This window comes from uncultured Capnocytophaga sp., from assembly GCF_938029845.1.
Taxonomy (GTDB): domain Bacteria; phylum Bacteroidota; class Bacteroidia; order Flavobacteriales; family Flavobacteriaceae; genus Capnocytophaga.
The window spans coordinates 12,268-27,136 of record NZ_CALHGG010000013.1; the positions used below are offsets into that span (position 1 = coordinate 12,268).

At 38.6% G+C, this 14,869-nt stretch carries 10 protein-coding genes; 7 read left to right on the top strand and 3 right to left on the bottom strand.

What is annotated here, in order from left to right:
• Positions 1-84 precede the first annotated feature (84 nt).
• Positions 85-909, top strand: a complete 825-nt coding sequence (locus tag Q0625_RS00810; protein WP_298823007.1) for a hypothetical protein — start codon at positions 85-87, stop codon at positions 907-909.
• Positions 910-998: 89 nt separating this feature from the next.
• On the opposite strand, the gene Q0625_RS00815 is transcribed toward Q0625_RS00810, so the two are convergent.
• Positions 999-2,444: a sugar-binding protein gene (locus tag Q0625_RS00815; protein WP_298823009.1), complete on the bottom strand. Its 1,446-nt coding sequence runs from the start codon at positions 2,442-2,444 to the stop codon at positions 999-1,001.
• A 123-nt stretch (positions 2,445-2,567) separates the two neighbouring features.
• Positions 2,568-4,049, bottom strand: a complete 1,482-nt coding sequence (locus Q0625_RS00820) for a sugar-binding protein (protein WP_298823010.1) — start codon at positions 4,047-4,049, stop codon at positions 2,568-2,570.
• Positions 4,050-4,788: 739 nt separating this feature from the next.
• On the opposite strand from Q0625_RS00820, the gene mrdA reads away from it, so the two are divergent.
• Together mrdA and rodA are read left to right on the top strand one after the other, a co-directional pair.
• Positions 4,789-6,654 carry a penicillin-binding protein 2 gene (gene mrdA / locus Q0625_RS00825; protein WP_298823011.1) on the top strand — a complete coding sequence of 622 codons (1,866 nt, stop codon included), beginning with the start codon at positions 4,789-4,791 and terminating at the stop codon, positions 6,652-6,654.
• A 4-nt stretch (positions 6,655-6,658) separates the two neighbouring features.
• Entirely contained in the window at positions 6,659-7,924 is a 1,266-nt protein-coding gene (gene rodA / locus Q0625_RS00830; RefSeq protein ID WP_298823012.1) for a rod shape-determining protein RodA, read from the top strand.
• A gap of 130 nt (positions 7,925-8,054) precedes the next feature.
• Here rodA and Q0625_RS00835 read toward each other — a convergent pair whose 3' ends face one another.
• Positions 8,055-8,489, bottom strand: coding sequence for a hypothetical protein (locus Q0625_RS00835; protein ID WP_298823013.1), 435 nt, complete (start codon positions 8,487-8,489; stop codon positions 8,055-8,057).
• 318 nt (positions 8,490-8,807) lie between these two features.
• Between Q0625_RS00835 and Q0625_RS00840 the strand changes: the two genes are divergently transcribed.
• The 4 genes from Q0625_RS00840 to Q0625_RS00855 all read left to right on the top strand — a co-directional run bounded on the left by Q0625_RS00840 (position 8,808) and on the right by Q0625_RS00855 (position 14,681).
• Entirely contained in the window at positions 8,808-10,964 is a 2,157-nt protein-coding gene (locus tag Q0625_RS00840) for a prolyl oligopeptidase family serine peptidase (RefSeq protein ID WP_298823014.1), read from the top strand.
• A gap of 91 nt (positions 10,965-11,055) precedes the next feature.
• Positions 11,056-13,203 carry a prolyl oligopeptidase family serine peptidase gene (locus Q0625_RS00845; protein WP_298823015.1) on the top strand — a complete coding sequence of 716 codons (2,148 nt, stop codon included), beginning with the start codon at positions 11,056-11,058 and terminating at the stop codon, positions 13,201-13,203.
• Between the two features lie 113 nt (positions 13,204-13,316).
• Positions 13,317-13,559 carry a hypothetical protein gene (locus tag Q0625_RS00850; protein WP_298823016.1) on the top strand — a complete coding sequence of 81 codons (243 nt, stop codon included), beginning with the start codon at positions 13,317-13,319 and terminating at the stop codon, positions 13,557-13,559.
• A 402-nt stretch (positions 13,560-13,961) separates the two neighbouring features.
• Complete coding sequence (locus Q0625_RS00855; protein WP_298823017.1) at positions 13,962-14,681, top strand: hypothetical protein; 720 nt, start codon at positions 13,962-13,964, stop codon at positions 14,679-14,681.
• Positions 14,682-14,869 lie beyond the last annotated feature (188 nt).

Here is a 14,869-nt window from a genome sequence, read left to right on the forward strand (position 1 = left end):
TAAATAGTGAAAAGTGAATAGCGATAAATGATGAGTCTCTCTTCATTTTTCACTTTTCACTTTTTACCTTTTTTCGTCACTATTATGAAACATTTTTTACTATTTTTTCTATTTTGTGGGATGACCTATGGGCAAGGAACCCTCAAGGAAGCCAAAGAAAGGCTTGATTCCCCGCCTATAACCAGCTCAGGAAGTGAGGAACATCACACTTCCACTGATGGGAGCTATCAGGTTCATTCCACTTGGGATGATATTACCTTTTTGCCCATGCTCTTAGACCTAACCTTTATCCTAGGCTACAACCTATTGGTGGAAAGTAGCTATGAGCAGTACGGACGTATGCGAACGGCGGAACTTAATCCCTATCCCTATTATAAGGGCAAGGGCGACTATACCTATGAGAAACAAATTATAGAGGATTTTACGCTCTTCCGTGCATCCGTTAACAATGAAGTCTCCATGGGGATGCACATCTTCCAAAACAACCTACAAGGAAAGGTTCGCATGGGTAGTCGCTTTGGAGCAACACTCTCCTACCGACACTTTTGGGAAAAACAGCGTGGTGTCCCCGCCGAGCATTTGGATTTTGTCTCCCTCACTGCTCAGTATTTTCGTATTCGCTCTCAGCGAATGAGCCTTAGTTGGGGATTAGGGGCAGGCTATATAGGCAATGGCATTAACCAATTTGGTTTTTCCATGACCCAAGATGCCGAAGTTTTTGTTTATAGACCTATTTCGCTGGCTTATCAGTTGCAATATACAGCTTTTTCTTACTCGGAGATCTTCTCCTTTGCGGTGGGTGCCAATTACTATCACCAGCAATATCAGGGAGGGATCAAGTATCAGTATAACAACTTAGCCGCTACGAAGTTTTCAGCTATGATGCTTTCCATTGGGGTTACTTTCTAATATATAAGGACGTAATAAATTACATTCCTACATGGGAAAAACAGAGGCAGTCTTTGGAGACTGCCTCTTCTTTTTCTATTCTACTTTACCTAGTTGTTCTTGTGATATTCTATGATGCGTTCGGTGATATAAGAGCCCTTACCATCGGTGTATTGGATACGCTCTGTCCAGTTCTTATAAGCGTCAAACTTAAAGTGCTGAGTAAGCTTAGAGGTAAGATTCCCCGTAGGGTCAAAAGTACGGGTTTCTATAAGCTCCCCCTTAGGATTATAGAGATACTTAAAAGTATAAGCTAAACTCCCATTGAGGTTATATCCCTGTTGTTCTATCTTATTATTCTTTACATCATACTTGTAAGTTTCCTTTTGAGAAAGCTTATTATTGGCATCATATTCTACCATCTCTGTCATATTCCCATTATCATCATAAGCATAAGTGATACGCTGTACAAGCTTGTCATTCTTATCATAGGTAGCACGCTCTGTTTCGTTCCCCTTGTCATCATAGGTATAAGTATAGTTGAACTGGGGCTTATCCTTATTGTCCATGGATTTTACTTGAGTTATCTTTCCTGACTCATCATAGGTATAAGTATCCTTTTTCCAAAGTGCTCCTACATTGTTATATTCCTCTACAAATAGTAACTTAGGATTAGGTATTTCGTCATAAGAAAGTTCCTTAGGCTCCTCTTTCTCAGGCTCTTTTACTGCTTCTGGTTGGCGAGAAGGGTGTTCATTAGCCTTGGCATCATAGATATTTACCTCAGTTCTATTTCCTTTATTATCATAGGAATAGACAAATTTCTTCCAAAGCACCCCCTTGATACGAAGTTCGTCCTCCACAAGACTATTAATCTTCTCAGGGGCAATATGTTCAGTAAAAAATTCTTCCTTTTTCAATACCTTTCCCTTGTCATCATATTCCCATTTACCTTGGTAGGCCAACTGGTTCTTCATAGAGATAGAGCGTTCTGTCATGCGGTTATTCTGGTCATAACGACAAATCTCCCTTCCTATAAGGGTACCTTGTGGGTCAAAGCTATCGCGTTCTATCTGGTTGCCCTTAGTGTCATAACGATATACATAGCGCCAAAGAAGAGCTCCCTTGTCATCATAGGAGGTCTCTTCTGTTTTCTGCCCTTTTTTATCATAGCGATAGAGTACCTTCCCCTTGAAGCCCTCTTCTCCTTTTTCCAAAGGAGCTGCTTTTTTGATTTCCTTTTTTGCGGGTGCTTTTTTCTTTACATCACTCCCCTCATATTTGTAATTAGCTGTCCACCATACACTTCCATTAGGATAATAGGCGATTTTTTCTGTCATATTTCCTTTTTTATCATAGGAGATAAGCAGGTTTTCCATTCCCTTTTCCACTTCACCTTTGTCATAGTTTCCACCCCCCTTGTCTAGTGCCTTATAGGTAACAATACGGATACTACTCACTGGACCTTTGAGTGTGTTCTTATAATCTTCTTTTCCTGCAGTTTGTGCAAAAGACAAACTTGTTGTCAATAAAATAGAGAGAAAGATTGGTTTCATCTTATAATATTTAAATATTTTCAATGCGCAAAAGTATAAAAATATTTAGAAATATACATGAGATAACATATATTTAACAAGAAAAACTACCCACAAGGGGTAGTTTCTCTCTTTAAGTAGTCTCTATAGTTTTATGAGTTTCGGTTTATATTTGTAGTATTCTATGATACGTTCGGTGATATAAGTTGCTTTACCATTGGAGTATTGAGTAAGGTTTGTCCAGTTTTTGTTAGCATCCACCTTATATTGTTGTATGAGCTTGGAGGTTTCCTCTCCTTTGCGATTGAAAGTAGTAGATTGTACACACTCTCCTAAGCTATTATAAACAAACTTAGTAAGGAAAGCCAAAGAACCATCACTGTTGTGACCTTGTTGTTCTATCCTTTGTCCTTTTTCATCATACTTATAAGTATTTTTCTGGATAAGTTCACCATAAGAGTCATATTCTGCACGTTCTATCAATTGTCCTTTGTCATTATATACATGAGTTGTTTTTTGGATCACCTCATTACTCTTATCATAATTCACTCGTTCTATCTCATTACCCTTAGCATCATATTTGTAAGTATAGCGGAAGAGAGGTTTTTGCTCATTATCTATACTTTTCACCTCTATAATTTGTCCTGATTTATCATATACATAAGTATCTTTTTTCCAAATATTACCTAAGTTATCATACTCAACAGTATAGAGGAGTTTAGGGTCTGCAAGTTCTTCATAAGAAGGCTGCTTAGGTTCTTCCTTTTTAGGAGCAGGTGCGCCTGCTGTAACCTTTGGAGCTGGTCTCTTTTGTGCATCATAGATATTTACCTCAACCCTATTCCCTTTATTATCATAGGTATACTTGAGCTTTTTGCGCAATACCCCTTTAGTATTGACTTCATCTATTACAAGCTTATCTAATTCACCTGGTGTGATCAACTCTGTAAAGAATTCTTCCTTTTCCACTACCTTGCCATTATCACCATATGTCCAAGTACACTTATAAGCTGTTTGGTTTTTCATAGTAACCACTTTTTCTAATTTATTATTATTAGAGTCATAGCGGTAGGATTCTCTCATGAACAAGACAGCTTGAGCATCAAAACTATCTCTTTCTACAATATTTCCGCGTGTATCATAGCGATATACATAACGCCAAAGCAGAGCTCCCTTATCATCAAATGAGGATTCCTCCGTTTTTTGGCCTTTTTTATCATAACGATAGGTTACACGACCTTTGAAACTTTCCTCTGTTGTAGTATCATCATTAATAGACTTGGTAGCTTGAGGTGTCTTAGGAGCGGGTTTTGCCACTGGTTTTTCTACCTGACTTCCTTCATATACATATTTTTTAGAGTACCATAGACCTCCATTGGTATAGTAAGCTATTTTTTCAGTTATATTTCCCTTCTTATCGTAATTTATGAGCAGGTTATCTACTCCCTTAGCTACACTTCCTTTTCCATAATTCCCTCCTCCTTTGTCTAAAGCTACATAAGTGGTAATACGTACACTCTTTACATTGCCTTCTAAAGTATTCTTATAATCTTTCTTTCCTGTTTCTTGAGCAAAGGCAAAGGCTGGACACAAGGCGAGGAACAATAGTTGTTTCACTTTTGACATACTTTGTCTTATCATCTTAAATCTAAATTGTTTTGTTATTAATTGCTTTTAAAAGTTGAGAAGTAAATATTTTCCAATTTAGTTTTGTGGTTTTTAGTAATATGCAGCTGTTTTTTAATGACACCTGCATTACTATTAAGAGAGGTTGGGGATTTCTCCTTAATAGAGCGCCTTTTTAATCTTTAATACAATCTTTTAATGGTTTTTGATTTGGTTTAGTTTTTTTAGAGTTTATATCATATTTTTCAAATTTGGTGCAAAGGTACGATTTATTTTTTTATTCACAATGATATTAAAATACCTATTAATCATTTATTGATAACTAACTACATTTTAAAACAATATAAAAGAGCTAATTATATAAAATGTTAAATTTAATTTTAACTTACTATAACAAGAAAAAAAAAAAAAAAACTTAATGATTTCTAATTTATAGAAACCTGATTTTATCAATATTTGTCATATATAAGAATTACATATAACATTTTTTTACGATTTAACGAAATACTTTTGGATCTTTTCCTATTTTTTCCATTTTCATCAAAAAATAAATTAATACATGGTAAGTATACATTAGTCGTCTATTCATTTTCACTATTTACAACTTTCATGCCAAAACTTATATTGTTTTAAAAAAAAATAAAATAAAAATATTTTTGTGCAACAAATTACATTTTTATATTGTAATTCTCAAAGATAATGATTATTTTTGCCACGCTGAATTAAGCATTATAGAAAAATGAAAAAAATATTCCTACCTTTCATCATCTGTGCAGGAACAATCTCTATATTAATAAGACTTTTCTATCTACAAGTACTTGATAAAGACACTCGTAAAGACAATATTACTAGTGATGTAGCCATCGAAGTATCCTATGATTATCCTGAACGTGGATACATCTATGATAGAAATGGTAAATTACTGGTTTCCAACCAGTCTGCTTATGACATCATGGTCATACCCCGTGAGGTAAAGCCCCTAGATACCTTAGAATTTTGTTCCTTGGTAGGTATTGATATAGAACGATTTCGTGAGAGTTTGGACAAGGCAAAGAAATATTCCTATCGCAAGCCTTCAGTTTTTGTCAGCCAGCTTTCCAAGGAAGAGTATGCTCCCTTACAAGAGAAACTGAGAAAATTCCCTGGATTCTTTGTACAAAAACGCCTCTTGAGACATTATGAGACCTTCAGCGGTGCCAATGTATTGGGCTACATCAGTGAGGTGAATGACTGGGAACTCAAGAAAAATCCCTACTACTTAGCGGGTGAGATCATTGGTAGGCAGGGTGTAGAGAAGCAATACGAGGATTTCCTCAGAGGGAAGAAAGGAGTGCGCTACTTACAGAAAGATAAGTTCAACCGTGTGATAGGCTCCTACGAGAATGGCATCTATGATACACTTCCCATTGCTGGAAAATCCTTAGAACTTACCATAGACGATGACCTACAACTCTATGGAGAGACGCTTATGCAGTGTAAGCGTGGTAGCATTGTAGCGATAGAACCTAAAACAGGAGAGATATTAGCCCTAGTCTCAGCTCCCTCCTATGACCCTAACTTATTGGTAGGGCGTAAGCGTTCGCAGAACTATACCATGCTCTACAATGACTCCATTGCCAAGCCTCTTTTTGACCGTGCACTTTTGGCAGAATATCCTCCAGGTTCCACCTTTAAGCCCTTTACAGGTCTTTTGGGATTACAGGAAGGGGTAATGAGTCCCAGCACCTTAGTTTCCTGTAATGGCGGATACCACTATGGAAATCGTATAATGAAATGCCATGGGCATGCTTCACCTATTGATATGATCCATGCCATCGCTACCTCCTGCAACGCTTATTTTGCACATACCTATCGCAAAATTATTGAGAAATACCCTACCCCAGCCGAGGGACTCTCCGCTTGGGCAGAGGATCTAAAGAGCTTTGGCTTTGGAACTTACTTAGGTAGTGATTTTCCTATTGGTCGCAAGGGATATCTGCCTGATGCTGCTTTCTACAACCGACAATATGGGGAAAACGGCTGGCGAGCTACTAGTAATATCTCCAATGGTATTGGCCAGGGAGAGGTACTCGTTACCCCCTTACAGCTTGCCAATGCCTTATCGGCTATTGCCAACAAGGGTTCTTACTATACTCCTCATGTGGTTAAAAAAATTGGCGGAGAGATCACCCCCTTTACCGAATATACCCAGATAAAGCACACTCGTATTGACTCAAAATACTTTGATCCTATCATACGAGGCATGAACCTCTCCTATACGGGTGGTACCTCAAGAGGTACTCAGATAGATAGCATCAATGTAGCGGCCAAAACAGGAACCGCTGAGAACTATGTAAGGGTCAACGGAAAGCGCATGCAGCTGACTGACCACTCCATTTTCATGGCTATGGCACCTATGGAAGACCCCAAAATAGCTATTGTCGTAGTGGTGGAAAACGGTTACTTTGGGGCACGTATCGCAGGGCCTATTGCCTCACTAATGATTGAAAAATACCTTACCAAAAACGTAAAAAGAAAAGACCTTGAGAAAAAAATGATAGAAAAAAGTTTGGAGGATGAATATGCCAAGCCTTATTCTGGAAAACCTTTCTCTATTAATAAATAGCCTTATGTTAAAACACCTCGATTGGATAAGTGTCCTCCTATATATAGCTTTAGTCTCCATTGGTTGGGTTTGCATCTATGCCACTGGTTATAATGAGCAGACCACCAACCTTATGGACTTCTCACAGCATGCTACCAAACAATTGTTTTTTGTTTGTACTAGTGTGCTCCTTATCCTTTTTATCTTGGCTATTGAACCAAAATTCTATGAAAATTCGGCTGAAATATTCTATATCGTAGCCATGCTACTACTAGTAGGGGTGCTTATTTTTGGAAAAACAATCAATGGGGCTAAGGCTTGGTATGCCATAGGCCCTGTTACGATACAGCCCGCTGAGTTTGCCAAAACAGCCACTGCCCTACTTTTTGCCAAGCAACTCAGCCATATACAAACGGATATAAGGCGACTCAAGGATTTGATTAATACGCTAACCATTATCATTATCCCTTGCTTTCTCATTATCCTACAACCAGACCCAGGAAGTACTTTGGTATATGGAGCTTTTATCTTTGCCCTGAACCGAGAGGGTATGAGTTCGTCCTTTATCTTCCTGATGTTCTTGTTTTTAGCTGTATTCCTCTCCACCCTAAAGTTTGGCATGGGCAATACCATTACTCTTTTCGTCTTTCTAGCGCTACTCTATGGCTATTGGGCAAAAAAGCGTAATGGGCATACTCCTTATAAAAATGTTTCCTTATTAGTGGTATTGTGTATATTGACCTCTTATTCAGCTAATTTCATTTTTTACAATGTCTTCAAGCAGCACCACCGAGACAGGTTTAGCCTTTGGTTGCGCTTAGAGAATGAAATCACTGATAGCCAGACACTCCGACAAACAGTAGCTTACAATACCTTACAGGCCGAATCGGCCATCTCCTCTGGAGGGCTCTCCGGCAAAGGCTTCCTGGAAGGCACACTCACCAAGGGCGACTTTGTTCCTGAACAACATACCGACTATATCTTCACCACCTTGGGAGAAGAATGGGGGTTTTATGGTACTGCAACTGTAACGCTACTCTTTGCTATTCTCTGCTTACGTATATGGTATCTTGCTGAGAATCAGAAAAGTAAACTCTATCGTATCTATGGGTATTGTGTCGCCTCTATTTTCTTCATACACTTCTTTGTCAATATCAGTATGGTAATCGGTACTATGCCTACTGTGGGTATTCCATTACCTTTCTTCAGCTATGGAGGGTCAGGTCTATGGGGATTTACGATGCTACTCTTTATCTTCCTGAGACTCAACATGAATAAAGAAAGACACTAAACTAATTTGTCGATTTGTCAATTTGTCGATTGGTCGATTTGACAATTTGCCGATTTGCCGATTTGCCAATTATCTAATTAACTCATTGGCTCATCAGCTAATTGGCTCATCAGCTAATTAACTCATCGGCTCATCGGTTCATTAACCCTCGCCTTAGCATCCGTTTCATTTTTCCTACTGATATCTTTTTAGGAGGGATACACTTAGTGGAGGGCTGTTGTGTAGATTGTTGTGATAAGGGCTGTTCTTGTACAACAGTTACTACAGGATCTGTAGGAGTTTCTTTTTCTGTTGGTTCTTGTGGCTCACTTGCTTTTTCCTCTTCAGCTATTGTAGTTTGCTGACAGTTTGCTGTTATCTCTTCACTGATTATAGATGATTCACAAGAGGAGGCTGGGGAAGAGCTCACCTCTTGGAAATCAAGTTCGTCCCAACCTTTGATACTCATAATTGCTTTCATAGCATTGAGCTGCTCTCGTATATTAGGATAAACTATTTTTTCTCCCTGCTCTTGAGGTTGTCCATTGGCAATACGCCATAGGGTTTGTACAATTTGCTTTTTCATGATTTATAGGGTTTTAGGGTTATAGAAACAAAGAATTATAAGATTACAGCCAAATCCATACAACACTTCATTCTTAGAGACTACAAAATTACAACATTTAATCAGTAAAATCAATAATCAGCAATAATAAAAAGAAGTTAAAGTTTGAACAGCGAAGAATATTCGAATTTTTAAGAATTACAAGATTCAAGGGTATAGAATTTTAGAATGCAATTTATTAAACTTAACTTTGTCAGTTTTAAAAAAAAACGTATATTTGGCATTGTCTAACTTGTCACTGACACCCAATCACTTGATTACTGATTAAATTAATTGCATATGAAATCTTTCTTTATTCCTGTGGGTTGTTTGCTTGCCCTGACGGCATGTAATAACCCTCAACAAAAGCAGACTCCTGAAGAGGCAAAAGAAGCGTGGGAGAATTTCTCTTATCCTGAGACCAAAAAAGAAAACGTAGAAGACACTTATTTTGGAGAAAAGGTTGTAGATCCTTATCGCTGGCTTGAAGACGACCAAAGCCAAGAAACTGCCAATTGGGTGAAAGCACAAAATGAAGTAACCTTTGGCTACCTACGCTATATCCCTTACCGCAACAAAATCAAAGAACAAGCTGAAAAGCTCTGGAATCATGAACAACTCACTGCCCCTTTCAATGTAGGTGATTATACCTACTATTATAAGAATGATGGTTTGCAAAACCAAGATGTTCTCTACCGCAAGGACAAAGAGGGGCATGAAGAAGTCTTCTTAGATCCTAATGGCTTCGCTGCTGACGGTACTACTTCCTTGGCTGAAATTAACTTTACCAAAGATGGCTCTCTCATGTGCTATCTTATCTCAGAAGGAGGAAGTGACTGGCGCAAGGCGATTGTTATGGATACCAAAACCAAACAACAAGTAGGAGACACTATTGTAAATATCAAATATTCAGGAGGTTACTGGTACAAAAACGAAGGATTTTACTATTGTAGCTATGACAAACCAAAGGGAAGTGAACTTTCTGAAAAAACAGATCAAAACAAGCTATACTATCACAAACTTGGCACCCCTCAATCAGCTGATATACTAGTCTTTGGAGGAAAACCTGAAGAAAAAAATCGCTATGTAGGAGGTTATGTGTCCAATGATGAAAACTACCTTATCATCCGTGGAGAGGAAACTACCTCAGGAGGTAAGTTGTGGATCAAAGACCTTAGAAAGCCCAACAGCCCCCTTGTTACTATCCTTAATGACTATTCTTCCGATACATTCGTACTCTCTATCAAAGGGGATAAAATCTATTTCCACACCAACCTGAATGCCCCTAATGGGAGAATTGTGGTAGCAGACATAAAAAACCCTACCCCTGAACACTGGAAAGACCTTATTGCTGAAACACAAAATGTACTTACCCCTGTAGTGGCTGGGAAATATATCTTGGCTCACTATATGAAAGACGCTATCTCCCAAGTGAAGCAATATGATTTTGAGGGAAAACTGATCCGAGATATCAAGCTCCCTGCCTTGGGTACAGTAACCTTGAATAGTGCTAAGGAAGAAGAGAGTGAAAGTTATTTTTCCTTTGAAAACTTCTATACTCCCTCAAGTATCTATAAGTTACACTTAGACAAAGGAGATACGGAGCTTTATTGGGCACCTAAGATAGACTTCAACCCCAATGATTTTGAGTCCAAACAAGTATTCTATACCTCCAAGGACGGCACCAAAGTACCTATGATCATCACCTATAAGAAGGGTACTCCCTTGGACGGTACGGCTCCTGCTTGTCTCTATGGCTATGGCGGATTTAACGTTAGCTACACCCCATGGTTTGCCGTTACCTATGCGGTATGGATGAATAATGGTGGTGTGTTTGCCGTGGCCAACATTCGTGGAGGGGGTGAATATGGTAAGAAATGGCATGATGACGGTACTAAGTTCAAGAAGCAAAACGTCTTTGACGATTTTATCGCCGCTTGCCAGTACTTGATAGATAACAAATACACCTCCAAGGAAAAACTGGCTATCAAGGGTGGTTCCAACGGTGGACTACTCATAGGAGCCGTAATGACCCAACGTCCTGACCTTATGCGTGTTGCCTTACCTTATGTAGGGGTAATGGATATGCTTCGTTACCACAAATTTACCTCTGGGGCAGGTTGGGCCTATGATTATGGTACTTCTGATGACAGCAAGGAGATGTTCGAATACCTAAAGGGCTACTCCCCTGTACATAATGTAAAGGAAGGCACCTGCTACCCTGCAACCCTTGTCTTCACAGGAGACCATGATGACCGTGTGGTACCGGCTCACAGCTTCAAGTTTGCCGCTCAATTGCAAAGCAAACAATCCTGCAAAAATCCTGTATTTATCCGTATAGAGACCAATGCAGGACATGGAGCAGGTACTCCAGTAAGCAAGATTATTGACCAAACCGCTGACTGGCAGGCTTTCTCCCTATGGAATATGGGATACAAAAAACTACCAAATGAATAATCGTAGTCAGACATTAGTGGTTAGTACTCAGACATCAATCTCCAATGACTAACCACTAATGACTAGCTACTAATAACTAAATTAATTACATATGAAATATTTTTTTATTCCGCTAGGTTGTGCGCTTGCTCTTTCAGCTTGCCAAAACAACCAAAAACCTGCTGAGACAGAACAGATGAAAGACTTCACCTACCCCCCAACCAAAGAACAAGTCGTAGAAGATGACTATTTCGGTACCAAAATAGCTGACCCTTATCGTTGGCTTGAGGATGACAGAAGTGCTGAAACAGAGGCTTGGGTGAAAGCACAGAGCCAATTCACAAGTGACTATCTCAATGCTATTCCTTATCGCAAGACAATCAAGGAACAACTGGAAAAGCTCTGGAATTATGAGAAGTCAGGGGCTCCTTTTGTAGAGGGAGATTATACTTACTACTATCGTAATAACGGATTGCAAGACCAGAGCGTTCTCTACCGCAAAGACAAGGACGGCAACGAGGAGGTTTTCCTTGACCCTAACAAATTTGCTGCTGATGGAACTACTTCCTTAGCTGGTATCAACTTCTCCAAAGATGGTTCTTTGGTATGCTACCTTATCTCCGAAGCTGGTAGTGACTGGAAAAAAGCTATAGTGCTCAATGCCAAGACCAAAGAGCAAATAGGCGATCCCATTGTAGATGTGAAATTTGGTGGAGGTAACTGGAAAGGAAACGAAGGTTTCTACTACTCTTCTTATGACAAACCAAAAGGTAGTGAGCTTTCTGAAAAAACCGATCAAAACAAGGTATATTACCACAAGTTAGGTACTTCCCAAAAAGAGGATGTGCTTATTTTTGGAGGTACCCCTGAAGAAAAAAATCGTTATACAGATGCTTATGTAACCGATGACCAAAGATTCCTTGTTATCTTCGGTGCCGATGCTACTTCTGGTAACAAACTCTTCATCAAAGACTTGAAAGATCCTAAAGCACCTTTGGTTACTATTCTTAACGACTATTCTTCTGATACTTCCGTGATTGATGTCAAAGGAGATAAGCTCTACCTCTTCACCAACCTCAACGCTCCTAACGGAAAAGTAGTGGTTACCGATGTAAAGAATCCAACTCCTGAACATTGGACTGATCTTATCCCTGAAAGTGAAAATGTATTGGATATCACCACTGCTGGGGGCTATATTCTTGCCAAATATACCGTAGCTGCTCTTACTGAAGTGAAGCAGTATGATTTCTCTGGTAAGTTTATCCGCGATATTAAGCTACCTTCCATAGGGGTTGCTGGTGGTTTCTCTTCCAAAGATGACCAAAAAGACACTTATTTCTGGTTCACCAACACTTGTACTCCTACAAGTATTTACAAACTCAACTTGGAAAGTGGGGAAACTACCCAATATTGGAAACCTTCTATCGCTTTCAACTCTGATGAATATGAGTCCAAACAAGTATTCTATACCTCTAAGGATGGTACTAAGGTACCTATGACCATTACCTATAAGAAGACTACTAAGCTTGATGGTACTGCCCCTACCCTACTCTATGGATATGGTGGGTTCAATGCTATTACTTATCCTTACTTTGGGGTGAGCATCGCTGTATGGATGAACAATGGCGGGGTATATGCCACTGCTAACATCCGCGGAGGTGGCGAATATGGTAAAAAATGGCATGACGACGGTACTAAGTTCAAGAAACAAAACGTATTTGACGACTTTATCGCTGCTGCTGAATACCTTATCAAAGAAAAATATACCTCTAAAGAAAAATTAGCTATCAAGGGAGCTTCTAACGGAGGATTATTGGTAGGTGCCGTAATGACCCAGCGTCCAGACCTTATGCGAGTAGCCTTACCTGATGTAGGAGTTATGGATATGCTTCGCTACCACAAATTCACTGCCGGTGCAGGTTGGGCTTATGACTATGGTACTTCCGATGATAGCAAGGAGATGTTCGACTATCTACTTAAGTACTCACCAGTTCACAACGTAAAAGACGGGGTATGCTATCCTGCTACTATGGTATCCACTGCTGACCACGATGATCGTGTGGTACCTGCTCACAGTTTTAAGTTTGCCGCTCAATTACAAAAGAAACAAGCTTGCAAGAATGTACCTATCATCATTCGTATAGAAACCAATGCAGGACACGGAGCTGGTACTCCAGTAAGCAAGATGATTGAAGGATATGCTGACGAACAAGCCTTCTCCCTCTGGAATATGGGATACAAGGAACTACCCAATCAGTAGACAGTAGTCAGAAATCAGTCTATGATAAGTAACAAATGACAAATGACGAATCTCTTCTAAAGTTTAGCAGGATTCGTCATTAGTCATTAATAATTAACCATTAACAATTGACAATGAATGGTATAGGACTGGAAAAGTATACTAAACTTATCGGAGAAGGGTTACATGGAAATCATCCTGCCTATGATAAATATGTAAAAACGCAATTAGATAGATTTAATAAAATAGGTTTAACTCCTGAACAAGCTAATAAGTTCTTACAAGAAGAATTGATTCCTGATTTAAAAAAGAGAATTATAGAAGCCAAAAATTCAGGAATGAACTTAAATGAATATTTTAAAGGAATTAATAAATGAAATACTTTATTATAGAAGAATCTATTGACTTAGATATTATTGGAGAATATCCACAAGTATCTCCAACAGAAAATTATTGGGCTATCCATTCTCCGATAAAAGACTTTCTTTTGGAGAGATTCCTAATAAAAATTAGAGTTTAATAAAAGGGCTAAAAAACAACTCTTGATTTTGGAAACTTACACACTTTGAGGGATAGTGTCGCCTTTGTTTTAGCTTTCTTTTATATCAATTATGGGTACATCTAAAGTTGTATCATACTTTTTGAAGCACCACCCAAAAGCTATATCCCCACCCCCGAGGCTACCCGCCGCCAACAATTAGAAAGAGAACGCATCGGCAAATGGTAACACCCTCTTAACTCTTATCTCTTACCTAAATCCAACCCTAATACTTGGAAAAATGAATATTTTTAAGAAAATAACAAATGAATTAGGAGTAGATACTCCATTAGATAAAATCATAAAAGAAAAACCTAAGTCTTTTGATATGGATAAATTAAAAGATGCTATGGTAGTAGAAGTAAATGATAAAGTATATCGAGAACAAAAAAGCCTCCCAAGAGAATTTAGTTGGATTTTCTGTTTTTGTTTTGCTTTTATTTTTATGCCTATAGGGGTATTTTATAATACAGAAAATGGAATAGAACGTATTGTTAGTATAATTATTTATATAATTATTTGTGTGGGAGCAGGGGCTTTCCCTTTATTTGCTCCTTATAAAGAACTTATTTTAAACCGTGAAGAAGGAACTATTAGTATGCCTCGTGCTTTTAAAAAAGAAAATTTGGTTATCTCTTTTGAGGAAGGAGATGGTATTGTTAAATTCACAGCGGGAGGGGGAGCTGCTCCTGATGTTTATTTAGTTTTTTTGCATAAAAATAGAAAAAAAGGCGGACATTTATCGCATTCTGATATCTATGCTTTTTGGGACTTTGTAGTGTGGTATATGGATAAAAACCGCCCATTACCCCCTGGCACCGCCTTTGATCCCTATCGCGAAGCAGATTTCCAGCGCCGTAAAGCCGAGGGGTTTCCCAAACCGCTCTACAAAAGCTATATCCCCACCCCCGAGGCTACCCGCCACCAACAATTAGAAAGAGAACGCATCGGCAAATGGTAACACCCCTTACCTCTTACCTAAACAAAGAAAATACAATTTTAAACTAAAAATAGATATGGAAGCTGTTTAGACTTTTTTAGAGAAGTAAAAGTTCCCAAAAATTAGTAATTTTGTGTTTGAAAAAAAGAACACTAAAATTCAGGAACTTTGGGCAAAGATACAATAAATAAATGGATTATTTCCTTTTT

Coding starts and splice junctions, on each gene's coding strand:
- Q0625_RS00810 (WP_298823007.1), top strand. CDS start 85: ATGAAACATTTTTTACTATTTTTTCTATTTTGTGGGATGACCTATGGG.
- Q0625_RS00815 (WP_298823009.1), bottom strand. CDS start 2,444: ATGAAACCAATCTTTCTCTCTATTTTATTGACAACAAGTTTGTCTTTT.
- Q0625_RS00820 (WP_298823010.1), bottom strand. CDS start 4,049: ATGTCAAAAGTGAAACAACTATTGTTCCTCGCCTTGTGTCCAGCCTTT.
- mrdA (WP_298823011.1), top strand. CDS start 4,789: ATGAAAAAAATATTCCTACCTTTCATCATCTGTGCAGGAACAATCTCT.
- rodA (WP_298823012.1), top strand. CDS start 6,659: ATGTTAAAACACCTCGATTGGATAAGTGTCCTCCTATATATAGCTTTA.
- Q0625_RS00835 (WP_298823013.1), bottom strand. CDS start 8,489: ATGAAAAAGCAAATTGTACAAACCCTATGGCGTATTGCCAATGGACAA.
- Q0625_RS00840 (WP_298823014.1), top strand. CDS start 8,808: ATGAAATCTTTCTTTATTCCTGTGGGTTGTTTGCTTGCCCTGACGGCA.
- Q0625_RS00845 (WP_298823015.1), top strand. CDS start 11,056: ATGAAATATTTTTTTATTCCGCTAGGTTGTGCGCTTGCTCTTTCAGCT.
- Q0625_RS00850 (WP_298823016.1), top strand. CDS start 13,317: ATGAATGGTATAGGACTGGAAAAGTATACTAAACTTATCGGAGAAGGG.
- Q0625_RS00855 (WP_298823017.1), top strand. CDS start 13,962: ATGAATATTTTTAAGAAAATAACAAATGAATTAGGAGTAGATACTCCA.